We start from the raw sequence: 24,869 nt of genomic DNA on the forward strand, positions 1-24,869 counted from the left end.
TAGGAGAGAACGTCATGTTACAAGCACTAATTTTTGATATGGATGGAACTTTATTTCAAACAGACAAAATTTTAGAATTATCACTAGATGATACATTTAATCATTTACGTTCACTACAATTATGGGATGCGGAAACACCTATTGATAAATACCGTGAAATTATGGGTGTTCCTTTACCTAAAGTTTGGGAAGCGCTGTTACCTGATCATTCAAATGAAGTAAGAAAGCAAACAGATGCTTATTTTTTAGAAAGATTAATTGAAAACATAAAGAGTGGGAAAGGTGCTTTATATCCGAATGTAAAGGGAATTTTTAGTTTTATAAAAAAAAATAACTGTTCCATTTACATAGCTAGTAACGGTTTAACGGAATATTTACAAGCGATCGTATCTTATTATGATTTAGACCAATGGGTTACGGAAACGTTTAGTATTGAGCAAATACAATCGCTTAATAAAAGTGACTTAGTAAAAAGCATTTTGATGAAATATGATATAAAAGAGGCAGCGGTAGTTGGTGATCGTTTATCTGATATAAATGCAGCTAAAGAGAATGGTTTGATTGCGGTTGGATGTAATTTTGATTTTGCACAAGAAGATGAGCTTGCTCATGCAGATATAGTAATAGATGATTTAATGGAGTTAAAGGGAATATTGCCTGCTGTGCAGAGATAATAAAGGTGTTTAATTTATAATAAAGTCATTTAAAAAATAATATAATTGTTTAAAAATCCTTCTTCTACTAACGGAGTAGATTAACTCAATAAGGAATCAAAATAAGAACTTGTAGCTTCTGAAGAAATGGAAAAAAAGAAAGATTTTAAATTCAAAATAGCCTCTGTTATATAGAGGTAGAGAGATTATAATTCATTTGTGATGAATTAGTAATAGTTTGATTTGTTTTAAAACTGAGTAGAGGGTTATAAAGTGTGTGCAGTTTTTTGCCAATTCCTATATGTCTTATTCCACGGAGGGAATATGCTTAAAGATAATTTTAAAATTAGTAATATTCCCACGGTTTTATGGGGAAATAAGAGTGAAAAAATTTTTATTGCAGTACATGGAAATATATCAAATAAGGAAGATGCAGTTATTCAAATATTAGCTGAAGAAGCCAATCAAAAAGGTTATCAAGTATTAAGCTTTGATTTACCTGAGCATGGAGAAAGAAAAAATGATAATACTCCTTGCAAAGTACAGTTTTGTGTTAGTGAATTATCTATAATTATGAATTACGCAAAACAACATTGGAAAGAAGTAAGCGTGTTTGCATGTAATATGGGAGCTTATTTTAGCCTTTTAGCCTTTCAAAATGATGTGATAGAAAAGGCATTATTTTTATCACCAGTAGTTAATATGGAACGAATTATCGAAAATATGATGAAATGGTTTAATGTAACACCAGAGCTTTTGCAAAAAGAAATGACTATAGAGACACCTATTGGTCAAAAGTTATATTGGGATTATTTATGCTATGTAAAAGAACATCCTATTAATACATGGAATACAGATACATATATTATGTACGGAGCCAAGGATGAACTGTGCGAATTTGAAACTATTAACTATTTTACAAAAAAACATCGTTGTGAATTAGAGGTCATGGAGACAGGTGAACATTACTTTCATATTGAAAAACAGTTAAAGATATTTGGACAGTGGTTACACAAACATATCGATTAACAAATTACAATTTTTCTTGAACCTGTTAGAGAAGAATGGTGAATATATAAACTGATATTATACTTGAGAGACATTATAAATGTGAATGTATTCACTTAAACAAACAAGTGCTTTAGTTCAATAAGAATTAAACAACTTTATTAATGATTTTTGAGTACACATACCTTTAAATGTATAGAAATTAAACAATTATATTATCGATTTACATCTGAAGTGAAGAATACGCATACTACGAATTGAATAAAGTAACAATCATAAAAATGCTCAGAATAAATGATTCTTGAGCATTTTTATGTATTTTCATATTAAGGAGGAATTTACTTGAAAGATATACATATTTAACAAATTGAAGATTTAATGATATACGAACACGATTATCTTGTTCAAGAAAGCAAAGAAGAAGGATTTAATTTCCTAATAAAACTAATAAGTGAATATGAAAATAAAATAAACACATTTAATAAAACTAGTGAATGTTTATATGGCATCATACCCATCAACTTAAGAACGGAAACAAAATGAACTTTCGTTCAAATAAACTACAACACTCTTAAAACACTTTTTATTCTTAAAGATGAGCATGCCAAATAAACCTAGGTAGGTATCATTTTTAAAGATTATGCAGCTTTCTTTTGTTTTCTAAGTCCACTATACTCATAGACAACACCCATAATATCAAAAACTGTTTTCTTCTCATATCGATGAGATTTCCGCCCATTTTTCTGTAATAGGTGGAATAGACGGATTAGAATCTTTGTTATTTCTTGGGTGTCTTTCTGTATAGCTTGATACAAAAGATATAGATAATCTTGGATCATTCCTATCGCTTTATATTCGCTTAATTCTCTTTTCTTCTTTTGCAAAAGAAGTTGGCGCATTTTAAACATAGTAGAGGAGCAAAGGAAAATAGCGATTAGCTTTCCATATAGTTGGCACTCTAATCGTTCCTGTTTTACATTACGATAATGGTCTATTTTGAAGAGTGATTTCCACGTTTTAAAGACAATCTCTATTTGCCAACGCAAAGTATATAACTCATGTACCTGTTCCATCGGAACCCATTCCCAAGGTGTATTCGTCACGTACACGTTTAATCCCGCTACCATTTTACTTTTCTCCGAGTACGATCTATTTTGGGATTTTTCTTTTTCCGAAATTTTCGCTCGTCGTTTTTGAAGTTGTTTTTCTGTTAATCGATTAAAAATTACACGTGCGAACAGTTGTTGTTTATCACCAATATAAGCATTTTTTAATTCCAATGTTCCTCCAGGTTGTAGTTCATCTTGAATCGAGAGATTCATAAGAAAACGTCATCCTTTCTAATCTAGCTTGTTTAGAAAGAATAACGTTTTTTAGTACCTAAGAGTATTAAAATCTCTTAAGTTTATGGGCATGTATGGTGACCCCTATTATAGAAGCTATTTTGAACGTAAGGGATTTGTAAGGAATAGGTAAGGAAAAAGAGATTTTCATTGTGTATGATCAAAATATAAATAAGCATGAAAGGCGGAACAGATATATGATTTCTACTGCTGACGACTTAAACAAATTCTTCTCTTACTTATTCAGTGGCAAATGACTGAAGGAACAGCAACTAAAACAAATGCTTACTACAGTTCCTACAGGAAGAAAAGGGATCGATGGGTAGAGTCTTGCAATCTATGAAATTAAGCTTCCAAACGGTGTCTCGATATGGGGGACACGGAGACGCCATTCCAGGGTTTCTTACTTTTGCTGGAGGAACACTTGGAGGTAAGCATACGTTAGCCGTCAATTTGAACGGCTTGGGTAAATCTGACAGTCCTGATTTTTATAAAAATATTTTACTTGCTGAATTTAGCAAGTAGGCAAAGAGGAAAAACGGATAGATTTTGTCATATTTTTTATAGTTAAACAAATAAGTGATTAAATCGATCACTTATCTAAGGAGGCAATTCTCTCATGAAAAATAAACTATCTGGGGTATTAGCCACTACATTGGCGCTAACGATGACCCTACCAACAGGCGCGATGGCGTCTTCTAGCAGTAAGACTCCGGTTGTAGCTAGCCAAGAAGTTGCTAGCCAAGAACTGGAGAAGATTGCGGCAGATAAGGCTGCCCTACTCACGAAGTCCCATGGGACGACTAGCGTGCAGTATGCGCTGATTGATAATGGCAAACTTATTTTGTCGGGTCAGACAGACAAGAACGATATGAAAAGGAAACAGTCGCTGACTAAAGATACTCTATACGGGATTGGTTCAGTCAGTAAAATGTATGCAGCAACGGCTGTAATGAAATTGGTCGACGAAGGAAAAGTCGATTTGGATGCTCCTGTCGTCCACTATGTTCCTGATTTCAAGATGAAAGACGAGCGGTACAAACGCATTACGCCGCGTATGCTGTTAAACCACTCCTCCGGCTTGCAAGGTTCCACGTTAAGTAATGCATTTTTATTTAACGATAATGATACCTATGCCCATGATGTCTTGTTGCGGCAATTGTCCAACCAAAGCTTGAAGGCGGATCCTGGCGCGCTCTCGGTATACTGCAACGACGGCTTTACGCTGGCTGAGATTTTGGTGGAAAGAGTCAGCGGTATGAGCTTTACCGAATTTCTACATCAACGGTTTACAGAACCCTTAAAGCTGAATCATACGAAAACGCCGCAGGACAAATGGGAAGGCGAAAAGCGGGCTGAACTTTATTTTCCGGCGTACCAAGGGCAACTTCCCATTGAATCGGTGAATGTGATTGGTTCGGGAGGGATCTCTTCCACGGCAGAAGATATGGTACGATTCTCACAATTATTTATGGGACAGGGAAAAGGGATCCTCTCTGATAAGGCAGTCAAGGCGATGGAGCAAGAGGAATATAAAAAAGGAATGTGGCCGGGGGATGGAGATAATATTTTCAACTATGGTCTTGGCTGGGATAGTGTGAAACTATACCCATTCAGTGAATATGGGATAAAAGGCTTGGCTAAGGGCGGCGACACGTCACTGCAACATGCTATACTGGTCGTGCTTCCGGAACAGAAGATGGCAGTGGCTGTGTTGTCATCCGGCGGGCAAAGCTCTACAAATCAACTACTGGCAACTGAATTACTGCTCGCCGCGCTTAAAGAGAAGGGCACAATTAAGGAAATTAAGCCAAACAAATCCTTTGGCAAGCCGGTCAAGGCCAAGATGCCTCAAGACGTGGCGAAGAAAGCGGGCTTTTACGGCAATAGCGACAGTCATTTCAAAATAGAAATTACGAAGAATGGAGAACTGTTCTTACCATCTAATCGAGAAGAAAAATATGTATATACTGCGAATGGAAGCTTTATTAATGAGAAGGGTACTTCCAAGCTCAACTTCGTCACTGAGAAGAATGGAAGAACTTATTTGAAGGAGAGCACATATAAATCGACGCCAGGCTTAGGGCAAAATGTGATGACTCACTATTTAGCCGAGAAACTAGAAGACAACGTGCTATCGAAGAAAACCGCTGCCGCATGGGCGAAGCGGGAAGGCGTCAAGTTCTATCTCGTGAACGAGAAATTTAGTTCTATTGAATATCTCGTTCAACCGAAACTTATTACCACAGAAATTACTCGCAAGGAAGGCCTGGCGGGCTATTGGGACGGCAGAAAAATTACAGGTCCGAACACCGCGGCGCATCAGCTCCAGATCCCCGTGATGAATGGCCGTGATACGACGGAAACTCATTTCTATACAGAAGGCGGCAGTGAATATATGGAGATGGCCGGATTGTTATACGTAAGTGGATCCAGCGTAAAACCGCTTGATGCAGGCCAATCATCCAAAGTTACGCTGCAAGCAAATGGGTATGCGAAATGGTTTACGATCCCACAAGCGGCAGCGGGGAAAACGATGACCGTGGCGTTGCCATCGAAGAGTTCGTTCGCGGTGTATGATGAGAAGGGAGTATGTGTCAATTTTACCGTTGTGAGCGGTAATAACAAAGTAAAACTGCCGAAGAACGGAACGGTTGTATTTGCTGGCGCGCCGAACTCGGAATTTGCAATCACGTTGAACTAGCTACAATTCTAGATGGACTTCAACAAAACCAGTACGACACAGAAGAGGTGTTTTGCTGGTTTTGTTTGTATTTACGTATGATCTTTATGAAGAGGCTTTCCACGAATAATATCACGCTCAAACTCTGCAAGAACAGCTAGCATACCAGTTCTGGGCAATCATCTTTTGCCCCACTCATCTTCTCGGTGTAAATACGTTCGCAGCCGGCATTATGATGTACAAGCCCTATACGATGTAGGAATTATCCGAGGTGTTTCGGATACTAATTTTAACCAACATAGCACACTCACACATCAACTTAAGAAGAATAAACGCCACCAAAACAAAAAAAGCCCCAAATTTTTCTTGAAAATAAGTTGGGGCTTTTGAACCAGAAAAGTATATTTTTAACTATGAAAACTACGATAAATTTTTCCTTTTTTCCTACTTGCTAAATTCAGCAAGTAAAATATTTTTAAAGGGATTAGGACTGTCAGTTCTACCCAAACTATTCCAATTGACGACCAACGTATGATTGCCTCCAAGTTTACCTCCAACAAGAGTAGTAAACCCTAGAATGCCACCTGTGTGTCCCCATATCGAGACACCGCTTGGAAGCTTAGTTTCATAGATTCCAAGACCATATCCATCGATTCCTTCTTTTCCTGTAGGAACTGTAGTAAGCATTTGTTTTAGTTGCTGTTCTTTCAGTAATTTGCCACCGAGCAAGTAAGAGAAGAATTTATTTAAGTCGTCAGCAGTAGAAATCATATCTCCAGCTGAGCTAGCTACACTTGGATTATAATAAGTAACGTCTTTTAGCTCACTTGTTCCGTCTGGTTGGACATATCCACGGGCATGCTTGGTGCCTGGAATAACGCTTGAATTGCCAGGTAGGAATGTATTCGATAATTCAAGCGGTTCAATAATCCGATTTTCAATCTCTTCCGCATAGCTGTTTTCGGTTACTTTTTCAATAAGAATACCCAGTAATACGTATCCTGTGTTTGAATAAGACCAACCCTTTCCTGGGGCAAAGTCTGGGGGCAGAGAAATCCCCATCTTCACTAACTCTTCAGCCGTATACGATTTTTTTGTATCCATAAAATCAGCGTCTTTTGACCTTGAGTATTCAGCGATACCACTTGTATGGTTCAATATCTGTCGGATAGTAATCTGGTTACCATCATATCCGTTTCCTTGAATGACACCAGGCAACCATTTTTCGATGTAGTCGTCTAGATTCAAGCGGTTTTCTCCAGCTAATTGAAGTACAACCGTTGCGGTGAACGTTTTCGTCACGCTTCCAATGCGAAAGCGATAATCTGTTTTCATTGGTTGCTTGGTGCTCAGATTCGCTACCCCAGCGGCATAACCCCACGTTTTTCCACCCTCGGAAGTTTTAGCAAGTATCCCCGGGTATCCAAGTTGCAATGTATCCCGCATTGCTTGCTTGACGGAATTACGATCTCGTTGAGTGCTTGTTTGTAACGAACTAGATACATTTTGAGTGGGCTCTGCTTTTACAATTGAGGCTGGCGTTGTATATAACAGGGAACTTCCAGCTATTAAAAGGGCCAGACTTGCACATGTAATTTGACTACGTATTTTCATAAGGCATTTCTCTCCTCTATTCATATTGTATAAGTGTTTGCTTACTGTTCCTTACTTCCTGACAAGACTTAGGGAAAGGCCCTCACTCATATAGATTAAAGCCCCAGTACAAAGGTATCTATCAATACCAACAATTTGAGCCATTTAAATCTCCATCCCTTCTATAACAAAATTATTCAAAGGTATGAAAGCATATTATGTATCCTTAGTTATTGTTAGGATTAACACAACATGAGACATAAACCCAACCCATATTTTACATTATTTATCCATAATATGTATTGAGAAATAATGTAAATCAAAATCCTTTCCGTACCCCAACTATTGATCTTTTTTTTCACCTATTATAATTAGCTATTTAGAATTTCATAATAAAAAACTGTAAAAAAAATAACGAGTCCCTTAACGTACAGGAAGCGGTTGAAAAATATGTCTAAACGAACAATTTTCTTTTTTTGATATGGTGACCCCATCGCCATCAAGCTAAGGTTTTGAAGTACCCACTAAATGAAATTTTTCTTTCTCTACAGTTAGTTATTTTGAGAAATCAGCTCATTTTTTTGTTTTTGGGGTGTTTACTTTTCTTAAGTTGATGGATGTGTTATATGGCATTTTTCAAGGGGAAAGGCTAATTGGGATTGGAGGTATAAATGAAAATCTGTATACAGAAGACAATAAGATTGGTAGGTTAAGGAGATTTTATATTGCAAAAGATTACCGGCGAAAAGGATTAGGAAAGTTACTGTTAGGGAGAATCTTAGGCGATGCAAAAATCTATTTTACTATCGTTGTCTTACACACAGATACAGAACAGGGGAACCAATTTTATACTTCGAATGGATTTTTGAAAGGGGCAATGTATGTAGGAACGAGCCATTATCTAAACTTAGATAAAAGGATGCAGTGAATTATTATTTATTCTTTGATAAGAACGTTTGTTCTTTTGTATGTAGATTTATGGTATAAATTATCTAAATCTATTATTAGAATGGGGAATTAGATGATGGGAGAAAATAAAATTATTAATGATTTCAATGAATATTCAATTTGGATAAATGCATTGAAAGATATGAAAGAAGAATTGTGGACGACACCAATATCAGAGGGGAAATGGACTGTTGGTGAGATCGTATCTCATATTATGAACTGGGATGACTATCTTTTACGTGAGACATTATCATCAGTGAGAGATGGACAGGGAATGGAGTTCCCTGACTTTGATACATATAATAAACTAGCCTCTAATTATGCAAAATCAGGTATATCTAAGATAAAGCTTCTTGAAGAAGCAAAAGAAAAAAGAAATTTACTTGTTCAAGAGCTGCATCGAATGTCTATTGGAAAGCTAAGGGAACATTTAACTGCCAATGGAGTATCGTATTGTCCTCATACTGGAACGCCGTATTCTCTTATATATATTATTAAGGAATTCGTAGATCACGATAACCATCACAAAAAGCAGATTTTGAATTTTTTAAACGAAAATCATATTAAAAAATCAACTTGTTAACTGATAAAGAAAGATTCCACAAATGATACTTGTGGGATCTTTCTTTAATTAATTTTAACATTCATTTGTTTCAATAAAACCTTCGGATCACCTTTTACATAATAAAAATGCGGATTATTCTCATCATCGTAAAGCATAATATAAGGTTTTTCATTAAGTGGAAGAAGGATGAGTACTTCATCAATTGTTGTATGTAACCATTGATTTGTAATAGAAACAGGTTTAGATAAAGGGATTTTTATCATATGTCCATCTTTCGGAACGACATTTAAGTTTTTAAATGGACCAGTAATTGATTTTGCAAATTGAACTGCTTCTTTTTGAATAGCCGCATCTAAAGATTGTTTTTGGATTACCATTTCTTTTTTGCAATCAAATACTTCAATTTGTTTATTTGTATTTGCGAACGCATTTGTTGATAATAAAAAGAAAAGCAGAGTAATGACTCCTATTTTTTTAAACATAAAACAACACCTCACACTTACTATACCCTCAAATGTTGTAAATATTTTTCTGTCACATTCATGTAACAAAGAAGTTGTATGATAAAATTGATATTTGTTTATAGGTTATGGAGGAAATGTAATGAAAGTATTAATCGCAGATGATGAACAAGATATGCTGAAAATTTTAAAAGCATATTTTGAAAAAGAAGGCTTCGAAGTTTTATTAGCGAAGGATGGAGAGGAAGCACTTCAAATATTTTACGATGAGAAAATTGACTTAGCTATTTTAGATTGGATGATGCCGAAGAATAGTGGTATTACTGTCTGTCAGGAAATAAAAAAGAATTCAAGTGTGAAAGTGTTAATGCTTACTGCGAAAAGTGAAAGTGAAGATGAATTAGCAGCACTTCAAAGTGGGGCAGATGAGTACGTGAAAAAACCATTCCATCCAGGAGTACTAATTACGCGAGCGAAAAAGCTTGTGCAGCATGAAGATGTTATTCAAGTTCAAGATTTAAAAATAGATTTCACCAAAAATAAAGTATATAAAAATGAGAAAGAATTAGACATTACAAAGACAGAATTACAATTAATAAAGTGCTTTTTAAATCATAAAGGCACGATTTTAACACGGAAAAAGTTGTTAGATATCGTCTGGGGATTTGATTATTTTGGGGAAGAGCGAACGGTTGATACGCATGTAAGAAGATTACGTAAAAAAATAGGAGAAAATATTATAAAGACACATCGTGGTTTAGGATACAGTTTGGAGGAAGAGTGTGAATAAGCTCGGTAAAAAGTTATTTTTCAGCATTTCTTTAACAGTCATCCTTATTTTTGTCATCTCTTTATTATTAATTAACTATTTTTTACCAAAATATAATGTGCACAAAACACGTGAAAGCTTAGAAGGCATTACAGCGGAAATACAGTCGATACCGCGTGAAGAACTGGATGATGCTATAAATCGCATTGAAAATGAAGGTAATGTTACGATTGCATATACATCAATAAATAATTCAGAAGATGCTATTAATGAAGAATTACGCATGCAACTTACAAAAAAGAGAGTTGCATTGAATAAACTTTGGATTACAAAAGAAGAAATTACGAAAGTGAAGAACCTCGGACAATCGAATAAAATATATGATCAAGAAAAGATAAAATCTAGTTTTTTTGCGAAATACATTGCGAAAGATGATATGTTGATTTTAGTAGGGGTTTCTATCGCACATTCCAATGAAGTAATTAAAACGCTTAACTCATTTTATTTATACATTTTGGGATTCTCACTATTTCTTATTATCGTGCTTGTTTGGATTCTTTCAAAAACAATCACTACTCCACTGAAAGAATTGAGTGATGTCGCAGAAGATATTTCACGTCTGAAATTTAAACGGACGAAAGTTAAAACGAATGATGAAATAGGTGGTTTAGCAAATAGTATTAACATCATGAGTGATAAATTACATGAAGCACATCAAGATTTAACAGATCGAAATGACCACTTAAAACGATTTATGGGCGATGTAACTCATGAATTAAAAACACCAATCGCATTAGTAAAAGCATATTCTATAGGAATAAAAGATGGTTTAGATGACGGTACATATGTTGATACAATCATTAGACAAACAGATCAAATTTCAAATTTAATTGAAGAGTTATTACGATTTTCTAAATTAGAAAGAGATATTTTACAAAAAGAAGAATTCCCTATTGAATCACTAGTACAAAGTATAATAGATAAGCATAAAATTGAACTGGATTCGAAAGAAATCAAGTTGCAAGTAAACTATAATGCTGGTGACGCGATTGTTTATGCTGATTTAAATAAAATGAGAATGGTCTTTCAAAATTTAATCTCTAATGCGATAAAATATACAACGAATCAAAATATAAAAATCACATTAGAAGAGAAAAATGACGTTGTGTATTTTCAAATTCAAAATGGTAGTGCTGCTGAGGGCAGTAAAGAGATAGATGAAATTTGGGAACCTTTTTACGTATTAGAATCTTCTCGTAGTAAAGAAAAATCAGGTACTGGATTAGGACTAGCGATTGTAAAAAGTATTTTAGAAAGACATGGATTTGAATACGGGGTTTCGGTAGTAGATGGGGAAATACAATTTTATATGTATATAGAAAGGAACTAATTGTTATTAGTTCCTTTTCTTTTATATAAAAAGATTTGATAGTTCTACAAATTTCTCAACTTTTTATAAAATATAAACTGAATTTTCTGCATTTTTGATGTATAGTAAGAGAAGGAACATATGGGGAGGGGAAGGGCATGAAGAAAAAGAAATTAGCAATTACATTATCGACTATATTATCTTTAACAATTACTTCAGGAGTTTCTAGTATGACTGCACATGCAGAAAATAAGGAAGGGATCTCCGCAAAGGAGAATAATGTTAAGTTAAATGGTCAAGTTTCAGAAGCTTTAATGTCAAACACGAAAATTGAATTAGAAAATGGGATGACGAAACCAATCTATTCACTTGATGAAGCCATTGTAGAAAATCTATTTGTAGAGACAGAAGTTGATAGTGATCGAGATGGTAAAAAAGATCGTGTATCAGTAAAGGTTATGCGTCCAAAAACGAATCCAGATGTGAAAGTTCCTGTTATTTATGAAATGAGTCCATATCGATCGGGTTTAAAAGATGTTCCTGTGTATAATGTTGATGAAGAATTGTATGCGTATGAAGGAAAACCGTATGGGGCAGCTAATCTTGGATCGTATGGTAATTATTATGTTCCGAGAGGATATGCAGTTATTTTAGGTGAAAGTATCGGAACTGGAAAATCAGATGGATGTCCGACAACTGGAGATGAGCAAGAAATACTTGGGACGAAGTCTGTCATTGATTGGGTGAATGGTCGTGCAAAAGCATATACAGAGGATGGTAAGGAAGTAAATGCAAATTGGTCTACGGGAAATGTAGGAATGACAGGAGTTTCTTATAATGGTACGTTACCAAATGCTGTCGCAACGACTGGAGTGGAAGGGTTAAAAACAATTATTCCAATCGCAGCGATTAGTAGTTGGTATGATTATTATCGTGCAAATGGGGCGGTTATTGCGCCGGGTGGTTATCAAGGAGAAGATACAGATAATATGGCTGAAGCAGTACTAACAAGAAAGAACCCAGAAGTTTGCGGTCAGATCATTAAAGAACTAACAGCTGGACAAGATCGTAAAACAGGTGATTATAACGACTTTTGGGATAAGCGTAACTATGTAAAAAATGTTAAGAATGTGAAGGCTAGTGTGTTTGTTGTTCATGGGCTAAATGATTGGAATGTAAAAACGAAGCAGTTTTCACAGTGGTGGGAAGCTCTTGGCGAAAATAATGTTCCTCGTAAAATGTGGTTACATCAAGGTGGACACGGCGGAACATCAAGTAATAACTGGCAACAAACGCAAAATAAATGGTTCGATTATTGGTTATATGGAATTGAAAATGGAATTATGGCTGAACCGATGGTAGATGTACAACGTGAAAATAAATCGTGGCAAAAAATAAAAAATTGGCCAGATCCAGCGGCTGTACCATCAAAAGTCCGTATGTATTTAAGTAATAAAGCAGTCAATCTACCATTAAGTATGGGATCAGTAAACAATGTTTTCTCCTTAGTAGATGATGCTAAAATAAAGTCAAATCAACTAGTAGAAAACCCTGAGTTAGAAATAGCGAATCGATTAGTATATACAATGCCTGTATTGCAAAAAGATATGCGAATAAGTGGTACGCCTAAGATTTCAATAATAGGAAATATTGATCGGTCTGTTTCAAATTTAACAGCTTTACTCGTTGATTACGGCGGAGCGAAGCCTGAAATTGTAACGAGAGGTTGGATGGATCCGCAAAACTTAAATAGTATAGAAAATTCAACAGCGATTCAACCTGGTAAAGATTATACATTTACATGGGACATGCAGCCGGATGATTACGTATTTAAAGCAGGGCATCAAATTGGAGTGGTATTAATCGCAAGTGACTACGATTATACAATTAGACCGAAAGCGGGTACGAAGCTTAAGGTAAAATTAAGTGATGTAACATTGCCGATTGTGAAATAAATGGTTTTTGATGAAGAGCTTACTATAGTAAGCTCTTTAAATTTTGAAATATAAATGCCTACAAATATGGGGAGTTTATTATGAAGTTCTATTGGTAGATATAAAAATGCTTACAACAAATAAAAAAATTGCATTAATGATTAAAAGTCCACTAAAGGTAAAAGCGGCAAAACCTCCAGCTAATCCATCTCCTACTTTTTCTCCAATTACGTGCATAGTGGCAAAGAAAACAATGGGGGAAGAAAGAATGAAAATACCACTGGCTATTTTCCATATTCGTTTATAATTTTTTGCTATAAAGAAAATTAGAACATTAATAGCGATAAGGAGAAAAAGAACTCCAATTAATGAATTCATCATATCCTCCTTTTGAAATTAGTCTGAATTTTTAATTTATATATTAATTTTGAAGAGAATATTATACAATATGATTATATTCTATGGAAAGCGAGTGATATATTATGACAGTCAGCTCTTTCGAATTTTTATTAAAATTTGAGGTACGGAAAGATTAAGTAAATTAGAATCTTCCGTACACATAAAACGGAGGAGAAAATAAATGTTTAGTTTTTATAGTACACTTTGTACAGAACTTTATGATTACACAAAACCTGTCGGTTATTCTTTGAATGGTGATATTGAATATTATCAAGATCGTTTAAAGAGTTGTAAAGGAAGAATTCTCGAAGCAGCAGTAGGATCGGGACGTGTCATTATTCCATTTCTTGAAGCTGGTTTTAAAGTTGATGGGATAGATTATTCGCCTGAAATGCTAGATTCTTGCCGAAAGCGGTGTAAAGAGAGAGGCATACATCCTAATTTATATGAAGGAAGCTTACAACAATTTTCACTGCCGCATAAATATGAGGCAATTATCATTCCTACTGGATCCTTTTGTTTAATTGAAAATCGTGATGATTCTATAAACGCTTTGAAATGTTTTTATGAACATCTTAATCCAGGTGGGCGTTTAATTGTAGACCTTGGGCTTCCGTATGATTGGAAGACAGGTGAGATTCATACATCGACTTTTTCCTTACCAAGCGGAGACGGGATTACATTAGAAAATAAATCAATTGAAATAGATTGGCTTAACCAAGTAACTGTATCATATTTAAAATATGAAAAATGGAGTAAAGGAAAGTTAGTACAAACTGAACTACAACGTTTTGCAATGCGGTGGTATGGAATAGAAGAGTTTAAACTTCTTTTAGAAAGTATAGGTTTCACTGACATTACTTGCTCTGCTGACTATGTTTATGAAAAGCAACCGTCAAATGCAGACCAAATTATTACTTTTGAAGCTGTACGAAAAGAATAATATAGGAACTATTCATGAAAATAAGGCAATCGACACAACATCGACTGCCTTATTTTCAATTTTAGGATATGTTTTATTTAATTGTTTATAGAGAAAGATCGGAGGAAAACAAATGAAATTCATCTTAATATTTGGCCCACAAGCAGTCGGGAAAATGACAGTTGGACAAGAATTAGCGAAACTAACAGATTTGAAAATTTTTCATAATCACATGACCATTGATTTAATAAGTCCATTTTTTGATTACAGTACAAAGGAAGCAAAAAGATTAGTAAGTTTGTTTCGTAATGAAATACTTGAAGAAGTGTCTAAAAGTGATTTATACGGAATGATTTTTACATATGTATGGGCATTTGACCTTCAATCTGATTGGGAGTATATAAATCATGTAGTAAGCATTTTTGAATCAAAAGGCGCAGCAGTATATTTTGTAGAACTTGAAGCAGAAATTGCTGAAAGATTAGAGCGTAATAAAAGTCCCCATAGATTAGAACATAAACCGAAAAAAAGAGATATTAAATGGTCCGAAAAAAATTTAAAAGAAACGATGAAAAAACATAGATTAAACTCTCTTCATGGTGAAATCGAAAAAGAAGAGTACATAAAAATTAATAATACTCATTTGAGTGCTAAAGAAGTAGCTGTAATGATTAAGGAGAAATTTCGATTATAAAATACTTAAATGCTGTTACGTTTTCATTGTCCAAGCTTTTTCTTAATAAACACATATACTATTTATATTAAGGACGGTCACTAATTTATTGAGAAACCGTCATTTATATATAAATGACAACTTCAGAAGGAAGGTAAGAAGAATTTGGAAAACGAACAGCCAGGAAGAATTGAAAATCAAGTGTATTCTAATCGAGTATTAAGATCGGAATTTGATGAGAATTGGGCAACTTGTATTTCGAAAAGTGGATATGTAATATATACGGCTACAAGTGACAATGCGGAAGTAGTAGTTTTACTTTCTGATGGTTCAAGAAAATTATTAATCTTTGAAAAAGGCGGTAAAGTAATAGTAGGCGGTGGTGGAACAAGCCATTATAGTAAACCTCATATTGCAAGAGATATTTAATGTGAAAAATGTTAATCGAGAAGATGCTTGTAGTCTTTAATTTATATATAGAAATATCTATCATAAAGTAAGTTTTTGTTTTAGATTCTGGCGTTTTTTGTAACAAAAATAAGATGAAAAGATCTTTAACGTATAAAGGTCTTTTTTGTTTTATTCACAAATAAAATTAATGGAGGTGAGCTAATAATGAAAAATAGTGGAGTAACCTATGTTCTTTCGGGAGTTCTCCTATTCGGTCTTACATATATAACTTCCGCAATTTACGCCGGTTCATTAGAAATTTGGGATAGACCAAGCGGAAAATTCTTTACTGCATTTTATGAAATCCAGGGTACAATTTTATCGGTAATTTCAATTTGTTTTATTATAGCAGGGATATACTGTATACATAAAAAAGTGTAGTGAAAAACAATCAGCCTTTCATGTACTATACATGAAAGACTGATTGTTTTTATGTGTTGAAGGAGTCTTTTAGAAGAATTGTAGTTTTTAGATTGATAGTTAAAATTGTAACAGCTTATGTATCATTAATATCATTTTGTCAAATGAATGTCACATAAAAGTCTTATAGTGTATATAGAAAGTGAAACATACACAAATCAGGAGATGAAATGATGAAAAAAGCGTTACAATATATATTTATATTACTTACGTTATTTACCTTAAGTTATGTAATTCATACCAACTATGAAAAGCAGAAAGAAATTAAAAATAATAAACAAGTAATTAGTGAAGTTGCAAAGAGGTATGATATTCCAGATTGGATACCATTATCAATTGCGGATCATGAAACAAAATTTAACCGAAAAGCAATAGGAGATAACGGAACATCTTTCGGATTATTCCAATTACATCGTGGTGGATTAGCACCAGCACAATTATCGGAAGAGAGTTTAGTAGATTCACGTATAAATACAACGATAGCAATTTCAAGTATGGTCAAATCGTATGAGCGTGGTGTGAAAAAAGGACTGCAGGATTGGGAGTTGCTTAAATATGTTGCTAATACATCAGGGTGGCCAGGAAACTTGGGGGGAGAATGGACAGATAATAATACGAAATATAATAAAGGGCTAGAACAATCATATCAATTATATAAAAAAGAGAAGTAGATATAAAAAGGCATTTTCAATTTGGGGAAATGTCTTTTTTATGTTATAGTATAAAAGCGTTTGGGCGTTATGTTATTTCGATATATCTTCAAATTTGTTATGTAGTATTTTTATATTAAACAACTACTAAAATCATTTTTTTATATAAGGAGTAAGAAGTAGGGAATATGAAAAATATAGATTTTATACTAGAAAGTGATGAAACATTAAAACCGTCAGAACGATTAGTACTATTATTATTAGAGAAGCATAGAATGTTATATACGAACGATCTATTAGCTCTTTCAAATTTATCATATAAAACATTAACAGATTCACTAACAGCACTCGTTTTAAAGTCTTATGTTTTAAAGGATACAGGTAAGGGAAGAAGGCAGAATTGTTATAGATTAGTATGATAAGAGTACCGTTATAGACGCTTGCTACATATGTATTTTTCAAATGTAAGGATAAAATTCATTTTGGTTTTCAAATGATAAAAAACTATTGATTTAAGTAAATAGCCGGTTTCGATATGTTAAGAGTTCATGGCTGCTAAATATATAATTTCATTTCATTTTTATTAATGTTAATTAGTTGCAAGTGAAAATGATAATTTTTTAAAACAATTATAAAAATGAAATTCAAAAACAATCTACTCAAGAGTGGGTTGTTTTTTTATTAGAATAACGAATTATAAAAATAATATTATTATGTAAACTTGATTATTTAGAAAGGAACATATGATTATTAATGGAATTTATTAAGGGGTATTTAATATTTGTATACATGGAGGTTCATTATGGAACAAATCATATCAATATTACAAGCGGTCATAAGCGGGGAAAAAGAAAAGGTAGTAGAAATCATTAATACGGATCCAAGTGTTGTTAACTCATTTAGTGAAGATGGATGGACACCGCTTCACTTAGCTGCTTATTTTGGACAGAAAGAAATTGCAAGTTTCTTTTTAGAACAGGGAGCAGAAATACATATTAGAGCAAAAAACGAAAATGAAAATACACCTCTTCAAGCAGCAATTGCGAATAAGCAAAGCGAGCTTGTAGCTTTCTTAATTGAAAAGGGATCAGATGTGAATGCTGTGCAAAGTGGTGGCTGGACAGGACTTCATGAAGCAGCGTTATTAGGAGATGAAGAAATCATTATATTACTTCTTGAAAATGGTGCTAATAAAATGATTAAGAAAAATGATGGGAAAACCGCATATGATATTGCTTTAGAAAAAGGGCATGAATCCCTATTACATCATTTGCAAGAGGAAGTGAGCTTTTGATTAGCCACTGGAATGTAGGGATTTTTCTTTTTAAGGAAGTGGAAGTGTTAGATTTTGCGGGCCCATTTGAAGTCTTTTCCGTTACAGCAACAAGTGAAGGTCAACCATTTACAGTTCATACTGTTAGTCAAGATGGAGAAATGATTACAGCGAGAAATGGATTAAAGGTACAACCGGACTATAGTATCGAAAACTTGCCTCCAGTTGATATTTTAATTATTCCTGGTGGGTTAGGTGTTAGAGAAAACGAAATGAAAAATGAAATAATAACAAATTGGATCCGCGAGCAAATGAAAGAAGTAAAGTTAATGACTTCTGTTTGTACCGGTGCGCTTTTACTTGCGAAAGCTGGATTACTCGATGGCTTCAAAGCGACAACACATTGGGCAAGTATTGAAAGTTTTAGAAATGATTTTCCGAATATTGAAGTATTAGAAAATGTAAAGTTTGTAGATGAGGGGCATATTATTACGTCTGGTGGAATTTCAGCCGGAATTAATATGTCATTTCATATTGTGAAAAATTTGTTAGGTGCTCGGGTTGCTGAAGAAACAGCGAAGAGAATGGAATATGATATTGATTTACAATATTAAAAGTAAAACAAGACCAGCAGTTGGAAAAATCCAACTGCTGGTCTTGTTTTATATTGACTGAATATACGCTAATTCCTCATCTGTAAGGATCGGACGGGTAGTTGCATCTGCATTTTCTTTCGCTTGTGTTTCTGTTTTTGCGCCAGGAATTGCGACCGATACTGCTGGATGGGAGAGGACGTAGCGAAGTGCAAGTTGTCCTAATGTCTGATTTTTATTTGAGAGTAACCTTAATTTTTCTACTTTTTGTAAATCTTCTTGAAACCACTTTTCTTTTGGCCATTCTTTGCGTAAATCTCCATCAGGAAAAGTTGTTTTATTTGTAAACTTTCCAGTTAATATCCCCATTTTTAAAGGTCCGCGTATAACAGCTCCTAAATTGTTCTCTTGTAGGTAGGGCAGTATGTCGTTTTCTGGTTTTCGGTTTAATATGTTGTAATCAAGTTGCACAACATCAATTTCATCGTTTTTATTGAAGTGTTTTATATATTGTAGGTCGTGAGTTGAAACACCAACAGCTCTTACTTTTCCGTCCCGTTTTAATATTTCAAATGCGCGTAAAAATGCTTCTGTTTCTTCTTGTTTATCCCACCAAATGTGACAGAAATAAACATCAATATAATCTGTTTCTAGGCGCAGTAAGCTAGTTTCAAATACTGCGATCACTTTTTCGGCAGTATTATAAACAGGCTTTCCACTTGGATCATAGTGATGTCCAATTAAACCACCTTTCGTTGATAAAACGATATTATTACGGTGCTCTCTTATCGCTTGAGTTACTAACCTTTCACTATGTCCTAATCCGTATACATCAGCAGTATCAATAAAGTTTACGCCGCATTCAATTGCTTTCTTCATAGCGGTTATAGATTGTTTGTCGTTAACAGGACCCCATTCATCGCCGCCAATCGCCCACGCTCCAAAGCCAATTTCAGAAACAGTAATTCCAGTTTTACCCAATGTGCGGTAGTGCATCATTTTTCCTCCTTGTAAGCATGTTATAACATCGGTATGCAAAACTAGAATTTATATGTGTAAAAATGTTTTCTACAATTGGGGGAAAATAATAACATAAACTACTATTTTATAGCAGCATAAATAAAAATTCTCATTTTAAATACAGAGATGTCGTCGAACGCTATCTCTAATTGGTTAATTTGTGAGATTTTTTTGTGAAGGAGCTTATTTTATAGAAATAGAATTTATGTTAGTAAGAGATCGTGCCGATGGTAGTGAAAAAATATGGGTTAGGGGGATTTGAAAATGAGGAAACTCAAAAGAATCAATGTTCCTAATATACCAGAGCAACTATCACAGCCTAACGACAATCGAACTATAAATAAGAAGAAGTTAAGGCGTTTTATTTTCATGTTCATTTTTATTGCTGTAACTACTTTGTACGTTCAATATATTTTAACGAAACAACAAGAAGTAATTAATGGCAAAAAAAATACAATAACAAATCAAAAGAAACAATTAGTTTCTTTAAAGAAAGATCAAGGTTCTTTAAAGACTAACATTGAGAATTTAGCCGATAATGAAGAAGAAATTTTAAAGTTTGCGAGAAAAGAGTATCAATTTTCTAAGTCAAACGAAACAATATTCGTATTGCCAAAGTGAAGTGGTGGAACAGTTAGCGATAGCTAACTGTTTTTTGATGTATGAGGGAAAAGGTGTTTGTAGTGTGAATGTCATGGTACAAGGAGCAATGACATATTGTAAAAATGAGAAGTTTGAGCCATTTTTAATTGTTTTAAGAGATTTCCATAATTATGGAATATATGTCAAAATAAATATTGTTAAAATTCTGTCAATTGTATATAATACAAGGTAAGCGGATACATTTTTTGATCAACGTTGAGTTAACAGCTTATACGTCTGTTAAGAAAACCGTTATCCTCGTATAAGAAAGGAAGATAGCTGTGTACGCTTCAAATACAATTTACGTCGTAGGGGATGCGAAAGCACCTCAAAATAATCCCATTACCGAAAAGTTCAAAAGTTATTTTGTAGCATTTGTACTTGAGAAGGATACAGGGGAAATTGTAGATGCAGATTGCTCAGCGACAATTGCATTAACATCTCAATTTGTTAAATATTTGTTTCTACATAAAAATATTAATGACCCAGCATTAGTAACAGAAATAAAAAATCGATACTTCGGTTCGTCTCAAAAGGCGCTACTTGTAGCGCTAAAGGATGCACAGAAAAAATATAATCAGATTGCTGCTTTGTCTACCCATTCATAGACAAAATCCAGCCGTAAGAATCTTCTTATGGCTGGATTTTTTTGTTTCGCATTAACGGGCAGAATAAAGTCTCCCGTGTATTAAAGTATCACTCTATAAACAACGAAAGGATGAACAAAATGAAAATTACCGATGTGAAGGTAAACCGCCGACATGTAAAGCTTCATACACCGTTTAAAACAGCGCTTCGTACTGTAACGGAAATCGAAAGTATAGATGTGTTTATTCATACAGATGAAGGAATTGTTGGAAGAGGAGCTGCTGCAGCAACGCCGGTTATTACAGGTGATTTTGCCAACGGGATGGAGGAAGCAATATTAGGACCAATTCGTTCTGTATTAGTTGAAAAAGATGTACTGCAATTTCAAACGTTATTGTTACACATTCAAATGAGTTGTATAGGAAATACAAGTGCAAAAGCGGCGGTAGATATGGCTTTATACGATGTGTATTGTCAATTTCACAACATACCGTTATACGCATTACTAGGTGGAAAGAAAGAGATTTATACTGATATTACAGTAAGTGTGGATGAACCTTTATTAATGGCAAAAGAAGCGAAAAAGCATATTGAAAAGGGATTCCAAACATTAAAAATTAAGGTGGGTAAAGAGGCACATTTAGATTTGGAACGCATAGAGGCAATTCGAAATGTAGTGCCAAAGAATACGACGTTACGTTTAGATGCAAATCAAGGATGGAAACCGAAAGAGGCTGTTTCTATTATTAGAGAAATGGAGAATAGAAATTTAAATATAGAATTTGTAGAACAACCAGTTCATGCGAAAGATTGGGAAGGATTAAAGTACGTGAAGGACAATGTACAAACGCCTATTATGGCAGATGAAAGTATGTTTTCGGCAAGCGACGCATTAAAGATTGTCCAAGGAGGATATGCAGACCTACTTAATATTAAGTTAATGAAATGCGGTGGTATTCGAGAAGCCTGGCGTATTGCAGATATAGCAGAAGCAGCAGGTGTGAAATGTATGGTTGGAAGTATGATGGAATCTTCACTTTCAGTTAGTGCTGTTGCACATTTAGCTGCGGCTCATCCGAACATTCATTACTTTGATCTTGATGCACCGTTATGGTTAGTAGAAGAGCCAGAAGGAATGACTTACACTGGCCCAAAGGTAAACCTGCATTCTGTAGTGAATATACAATCTTAGAAGTAGTACCTAGTAAACTATCTTTTAAGGGGGATATATATGAAAAAAGTAGGAACTGCATTTTTAACAACTTTATTTATTTTTTCATCGTTTACATCGGCAAATGCTGAAGAGATGAAGGATAATAAAGCATTTATAGATGTATCTGCAGCAACGCTTTGGACTGCGCCTGATTCATTACGACCAATTGATGCACCGAGCGCCACAAATCCAGTTGATTTGTGGAAGTGGACGAAATCAATGACGCTTGATGAGAAGCTTTGGTTAACAAACGCAAATAAATTAGAAACACAAGCGCTACTCGGTCAAGAAGTAACGGTTGTTGATAAGAAAGGTGACTGGGTGAAAGTGTTAGTCCATGGTCAGCCAACACCACGAAACGAAGTAGGTTACCCGGGGTGGATGCCCGAAAAACAATTAACGTATAATCAGGAATTTGCAGATAAAACAAACGAACCTTTTGTATTAGTAACGAAACCGACAGCAATTGTATATATTAACCCTTCTGAAAAACATAAATCGCTTGAAGTCAGCTATAATACGCGTTTACCGCTATTAAGTGAAGATACGATCTCATACCGCGTATTGTTGCCAAATGGTCAGAAGGCGTGGCTACGGAAAAATGATGGAACTGTTTACCATTCTCAAAATGATATTCCGACTCCAACCGCTGATGATTTAATAAACACCGGAAAAATGTTTTTAGGATTACCATATATATGGGCTGGTACAAGTGGTTTTGGATTTGATTGCTCTGGATTTACACATACGATTTATAAATCACATGGCATTACCATACCGCGGGATTCTGGGCCACAATCAAAAGCAGGAATTGCGGTTGATAAAGAAAACCTACAAAAGGGCGATTTAATATTCTTTGCACATAATCAAGGAAAAGGTAGTGTTCATCACGTTGGAATGTATATTGGTGATGGAAATATGATTCACTCTCCAAAAGCTGAAAGATCGGTAGAAATTATACCGCTAAATACACCAGGATATATAGAAGAATACGCTGGTTCTCGTCGTTACTTACCTTAAAAAATAGAGGGGGTTTTGAAATGGAAAAGGTAGTTCGCTATTCATTAGTTAGTACTCTATTAGTTTCTTCATTTTTAGTTGGCTGTGCAAAAGAAAAAACAACTACAAAGCCGAAAGATGAGAAGAAAGTATTACAGCTACTAGAAACGGGTGAAATTCCATCATTAAATTCAGGGAAAGTAACAGACGCCGTATCGTTTAACGTTTTGAATAACGTAATGGAAGGGTTATTCCGTTTATCGAAAAATGATGAAGTGATCCAGGCTGGGGCACAGAAATATGAAGTGAGTAAAGACGGAAAGACTTATACATTCCACTTACGTGATGCGAAATGGTCTAACGGCGATCCAGTAACAGCTCATGATTACGTATATGCTTGGAAGCAACTTATTAATCCAGATACTGCCTCTCAATATGCATATATTGCGTACGATGTGAAAAATGCGGAAAAGATAAATAAGAAACAATTAGGATTAGAAGAATTAGGTGTGAAAGCAAAAGATGATAAAACGTTTGTTGTGGAATTAGAACATCCAGTACCGTATTTTACAAAACTACTTATTTTACCGTCGTTCTATCCAATTAATGAAAATTTTGCGAAAGAGCAAGGTGATAAATACGGTTTAGAGGCAAATAAAGCGGTGTATAATGGGCCGTTTACACTATCAGAGTGGAAGCACGAAGCAAGTTTTACAATGAAGAAAAACGATAAATATTGGGATAAAAAAGAAGTGAAGTTAGATGAAGTAAACTATCAAATTGTTAAAGAAATTTCAACAGCGGTAAATTTATATGAAACAGATAAAGTAGATAGAGCTGTCATTTCTACAGAATTCGTAGATAAATATAAAAATAATAAAGAACTGAAACAATATACAGATCCAGTTATGTATTTCTTCCGTTTCAATGAAAATGTACCGATTCTTAAAAATAAAAACGCACGTCTTGCACTTAGCACAGTTTTTGATAAGAAGGGACTTGCGACTTCGTTTTTAAATGATGGATCGGTAGCTGCGAACTACTACGTTCCGAAAGGATTTTTAAAGGGCCCAGATAAGAAAGATTTTAGAGATACGGCTGGAGAGTTTAATAAGACGAACGTAAAACAGGCGAAGGAATATTGGGAAAAAGCAAAGCAAGAGACGGGAACAAATGAAGTAACGTTAGAATTCTTAAACTATGACTTAGAAAACTTTAAAAAAGTAGGAGAGTATATTAAAGAAGAGCTTGAGAAAAACTTACCAGGGCTAAAAGTAAATGTGAAATTACAACCCCATACTCAAAAACTAGCGCTAGAGAAGAAAAAAGAATATGAAATGTCGTTATCACGCTGGTTACCTGATTATCCAGATCCAATGACTTACTTAGAAGTATTCCTTTCGGGAAGTACTGTCAATAATACAGGATATGCAAATCCAGAATATGATGCGTTAATTAAAAAGATTAAAACAGAATTAGGTAATGATGAAAAAGCTCGTTGGAAGGCATTGCAAGATGCGGAAAAAATGCTCCTTGATGATGCAGTAATCGCACCAGTATTCCAGCGTGGATTATCTTACTTACAAAAACCATACGTGAAAGATTTATACGTACATCAATTTGGCCCAGGAACAAGCTTGAAATGGGTAGACATACAAAAGTAAAGAAAGAGGAAAAACAGACTTCACGTATGTGACAGTC

Annotated in this window: 26 protein-coding genes and 3 pseudogenes; 24 read left to right on the plus strand and 5 right to left on the minus strand. The window is 34.5% G+C overall.

Translation table 11 applies throughout. The features are described 5' to 3' along the window. Positions 1 to 14 precede the first annotated feature (14 nt). From ACE38F_RS14310 to ACE38F_RS14320, 3 genes and pseudogenes are all read left to right on the plus strand, one after another. Positions 15 to 674: an HAD family hydrolase gene (locus ACE38F_RS14310; protein ID WP_375368909.1), complete on the plus strand. Its 660-nt coding sequence runs from the start codon at positions 15 to 17 to the stop codon at positions 672 to 674. Between the two features lie 303 nt (positions 675 to 977). Continuing rightward, positions 978 to 1,682 (plus strand): alpha/beta hydrolase, encoded by a 705-nt coding sequence (locus ACE38F_RS14315; protein ID WP_375368910.1) that lies wholly within the window; start codon positions 978 to 980, stop codon positions 1,680 to 1,682. Between the two features lie 357 nt (positions 1,683 to 2,039). Further along, positions 2,040 to 2,171, plus strand: a pseudogene (locus ACE38F_RS14320) (GNAT family N-acetyltransferase); the annotation flags it as partial. 128 nt (positions 2,172 to 2,299) lie between these two features. On the opposite strand, the pseudogene ACE38F_RS14325 reads toward ACE38F_RS14320, so the two are convergent. Next, positions 2,300 to 2,965, minus strand: a pseudogene (locus ACE38F_RS14325) (IS4 family transposase); the annotation flags it as partial. 236 nt (positions 2,966 to 3,201) lie between these two features. On the opposite strand from ACE38F_RS14325, the pseudogene ACE38F_RS14330 reads away from it, so the two are divergent. Beyond that, a pseudogene (locus tag ACE38F_RS14330) lies at positions 3,202 to 3,529 on the plus strand (serine hydrolase domain-containing protein); the annotation flags it as partial. Between the two features lie 94 nt (positions 3,530 to 3,623). Then, entirely contained in the window at positions 3,624 to 5,708 is a 2,085-nt protein-coding gene (locus tag ACE38F_RS14335; RefSeq protein WP_375368911.1) for a serine hydrolase domain-containing protein, read from the plus strand. A gap of 423 nt (positions 5,709 to 6,131) precedes the next feature. Here ACE38F_RS14335 and ACE38F_RS14340 read toward each other — a convergent pair whose 3' ends face one another. After that, on the minus strand, positions 6,132 to 7,301 hold the full coding sequence (locus ACE38F_RS14340) for a serine hydrolase domain-containing protein (RefSeq protein WP_375368912.1): 1,170 nt from the start codon (positions 7,299 to 7,301) through the stop codon (positions 6,132 to 6,134). Positions 7,302 to 7,893: 592 nt separating this feature from the next. On the opposite strand from ACE38F_RS14340, the gene ACE38F_RS14345 reads away from it, so the two are divergent. Then, positions 7,894 to 8,208, plus strand: a complete 315-nt coding sequence (locus tag ACE38F_RS14345; RefSeq protein WP_375369342.1) for a GNAT family N-acetyltransferase — start codon at positions 7,894 to 7,896, stop codon at positions 8,206 to 8,208. A gap of 96 nt (positions 8,209 to 8,304) precedes the next feature. Beyond that, the gene (locus tag ACE38F_RS14350) at positions 8,305 to 8,811 is read left to right on the plus strand and encodes a DinB family protein (RefSeq protein WP_375368913.1); all 507 of its coding nucleotides are present in this window, start codon (positions 8,305 to 8,307) and stop codon (positions 8,809 to 8,811) included. 44 nt (positions 8,812 to 8,855) lie between these two features. Here the strand turns inward: ACE38F_RS14350 and ACE38F_RS14355 are convergent, their stop codons facing one another. Continuing rightward, the gene (locus ACE38F_RS14355; protein ID WP_375368914.1) at positions 8,856 to 9,275 is read right to left on the minus strand and encodes a hypothetical protein; all 420 of its coding nucleotides are present in this window, start codon (positions 9,273 to 9,275) and stop codon (positions 8,856 to 8,858) included. Between the two features lie 121 nt (positions 9,276 to 9,396). Between ACE38F_RS14355 and ACE38F_RS14360 the strand changes: the two genes are divergently transcribed. From ACE38F_RS14360 to ACE38F_RS14370, 3 genes are all read left to right on the plus strand, one after another. Next, positions 9,397 to 10,044, plus strand: a complete 648-nt coding sequence (locus ACE38F_RS14360) for a response regulator transcription factor (protein ID WP_144507089.1) — start codon at positions 9,397 to 9,399, stop codon at positions 10,042 to 10,044. After that, a complete protein-coding gene (locus ACE38F_RS14365) occupies positions 10,037 to 11,413 on the plus strand; it encodes a sensor histidine kinase (protein WP_375368915.1) in 1,377 nt (458 codons plus the stop codon). The genes ACE38F_RS14360 and ACE38F_RS14365 overlap by 8 nt, the downstream gene beginning before the upstream one ends. Positions 11,414 to 11,550: 137 nt before the next feature. Further along, positions 11,551 to 13,347: a Xaa-Pro dipeptidyl-peptidase gene (locus ACE38F_RS14370; RefSeq protein ID WP_375368916.1), complete on the plus strand. Its 1,797-nt coding sequence runs from the start codon at positions 11,551 to 11,553 to the stop codon at positions 13,345 to 13,347. A gap of 78 nt (positions 13,348 to 13,425) precedes the next feature. Here ACE38F_RS14370 and ACE38F_RS14375 read toward each other — a convergent pair whose 3' ends face one another. Continuing rightward, positions 13,426 to 13,704, minus strand: coding sequence for a hypothetical protein (locus ACE38F_RS14375; RefSeq protein WP_341306538.1), 279 nt, complete (start codon positions 13,702 to 13,704; stop codon positions 13,426 to 13,428). A 202-nt stretch (positions 13,705 to 13,906) separates the two neighbouring features. On the opposite strand from ACE38F_RS14375, the gene ACE38F_RS14380 reads away from it, so the two are divergent. The 8 genes from ACE38F_RS14380 (at position 13,907) to ACE38F_RS14415 (ending at position 18,727) form a co-directional block, all read left to right on the plus strand. Beyond that, the gene (locus ACE38F_RS14380) at positions 13,907 to 14,668 is read left to right on the plus strand and encodes a class I SAM-dependent methyltransferase (protein ID WP_341306539.1); all 762 of its coding nucleotides are present in this window, start codon (positions 13,907 to 13,909) and stop codon (positions 14,666 to 14,668) included. A gap of 112 nt (positions 14,669 to 14,780) precedes the next feature. Beyond that, the gene (locus ACE38F_RS14385; RefSeq protein WP_375368917.1) at positions 14,781 to 15,341 is read left to right on the plus strand and encodes an AAA family ATPase; all 561 of its coding nucleotides are present in this window, start codon (positions 14,781 to 14,783) and stop codon (positions 15,339 to 15,341) included. Between the two features lie 144 nt (positions 15,342 to 15,485). Beyond that, a complete protein-coding gene (locus tag ACE38F_RS14390; protein ID WP_002110358.1) occupies positions 15,486 to 15,749 on the plus strand; it encodes a hypothetical protein in 264 nt (87 codons plus the stop codon). A gap of 186 nt (positions 15,750 to 15,935) precedes the next feature. Further along, the gene (locus tag ACE38F_RS14395) at positions 15,936 to 16,151 is read left to right on the plus strand and encodes a hypothetical protein (protein WP_078174664.1); all 216 of its coding nucleotides are present in this window, start codon (positions 15,936 to 15,938) and stop codon (positions 16,149 to 16,151) included. 209 nt (positions 16,152 to 16,360) lie between these two features. Then, the gene (locus ACE38F_RS14400) at positions 16,361 to 16,861 is read left to right on the plus strand and encodes a lysozyme family protein (protein ID WP_375368918.1); all 501 of its coding nucleotides are present in this window, start codon (positions 16,361 to 16,363) and stop codon (positions 16,859 to 16,861) included. A 167-nt stretch (positions 16,862 to 17,028) separates the two neighbouring features. After that, a complete protein-coding gene (locus tag ACE38F_RS14405; protein ID WP_000789035.1) occupies positions 17,029 to 17,259 on the plus strand; it encodes a hypothetical protein in 231 nt (76 codons plus the stop codon). A 383-nt stretch (positions 17,260 to 17,642) separates the two neighbouring features. Continuing rightward, on the plus strand, positions 17,643 to 18,134 hold the full coding sequence (locus ACE38F_RS14410) for an ankyrin repeat domain-containing protein (RefSeq protein WP_002161472.1): 492 nt from the start codon (positions 17,643 to 17,645) through the stop codon (positions 18,132 to 18,134). Next, positions 18,131 to 18,727 carry a DJ-1/PfpI family protein gene (locus ACE38F_RS14415; RefSeq protein ID WP_016105111.1) on the plus strand — a complete coding sequence of 199 codons (597 nt, stop codon included), beginning with the start codon at positions 18,131 to 18,133 and terminating at the stop codon, positions 18,725 to 18,727. Before ACE38F_RS14410 ends, ACE38F_RS14415 begins: the two co-directional genes overlap by 4 nt. 48 nt (positions 18,728 to 18,775) lie before the next feature. Here ACE38F_RS14415 and ACE38F_RS14420 read toward each other — a convergent pair whose 3' ends face one another. Then, entirely contained in the window at positions 18,776 to 19,702 is a 927-nt protein-coding gene (locus ACE38F_RS14420) for an aldo/keto reductase (RefSeq protein ID WP_375368919.1), read from the minus strand. Between the two features lie 288 nt (positions 19,703 to 19,990). On the opposite strand from ACE38F_RS14420, the gene ACE38F_RS14425 reads away from it, so the two are divergent. The 6 genes from ACE38F_RS14425 (at position 19,991) to ACE38F_RS14450 (ending at position 24,832) form a co-directional block, all read left to right on the plus strand. After that, on the plus strand, positions 19,991 to 20,347 hold the full coding sequence (locus ACE38F_RS14425; RefSeq protein WP_215553353.1) for an FtsB family cell division protein: 357 nt from the start codon (positions 19,991 to 19,993) through the stop codon (positions 20,345 to 20,347). Beyond that, positions 20,286 to 20,561: a hypothetical protein gene (locus ACE38F_RS14430; protein ID WP_341306544.1), complete on the plus strand. Its 276-nt coding sequence runs from the start codon at positions 20,286 to 20,288 to the stop codon at positions 20,559 to 20,561. The genes ACE38F_RS14425 and ACE38F_RS14430 overlap by 62 nt, the downstream gene beginning before the upstream one ends. A gap of 88 nt (positions 20,562 to 20,649) precedes the next feature. Continuing rightward, positions 20,650 to 20,976, plus strand: a complete 327-nt coding sequence (locus ACE38F_RS14435; protein ID WP_002012954.1) for a DUF3870 domain-containing protein — start codon at positions 20,650 to 20,652, stop codon at positions 20,974 to 20,976. Between the two features lie 110 nt (positions 20,977 to 21,086). Continuing rightward, a complete protein-coding gene (locus ACE38F_RS14440) occupies positions 21,087 to 22,148 on the plus strand; it encodes a dipeptide epimerase (RefSeq protein ID WP_195743350.1) in 1,062 nt (353 codons plus the stop codon). Between the two features lie 39 nt (positions 22,149 to 22,187). Further along, positions 22,188 to 23,189, plus strand: coding sequence for a C40 family peptidase (locus ACE38F_RS14445; protein ID WP_375368920.1), 1,002 nt, complete (start codon positions 22,188 to 22,190; stop codon positions 23,187 to 23,189). 20 nt (positions 23,190 to 23,209) lie between these two features. Then, positions 23,210 to 24,832, plus strand: a complete 1,623-nt coding sequence (locus tag ACE38F_RS14450; protein ID WP_375368921.1) for a peptide ABC transporter substrate-binding protein — start codon at positions 23,210 to 23,212, stop codon at positions 24,830 to 24,832. Positions 24,833 to 24,869 lie beyond the last annotated feature (37 nt).

This window comes from Bacillus altaicus (assembly GCF_042136375.2).
GTDB classification, from domain to species: Bacteria; Bacillota; Bacilli; order Bacillales; family Bacillaceae_G; genus Bacillus_A; species Bacillus_A cereus_U.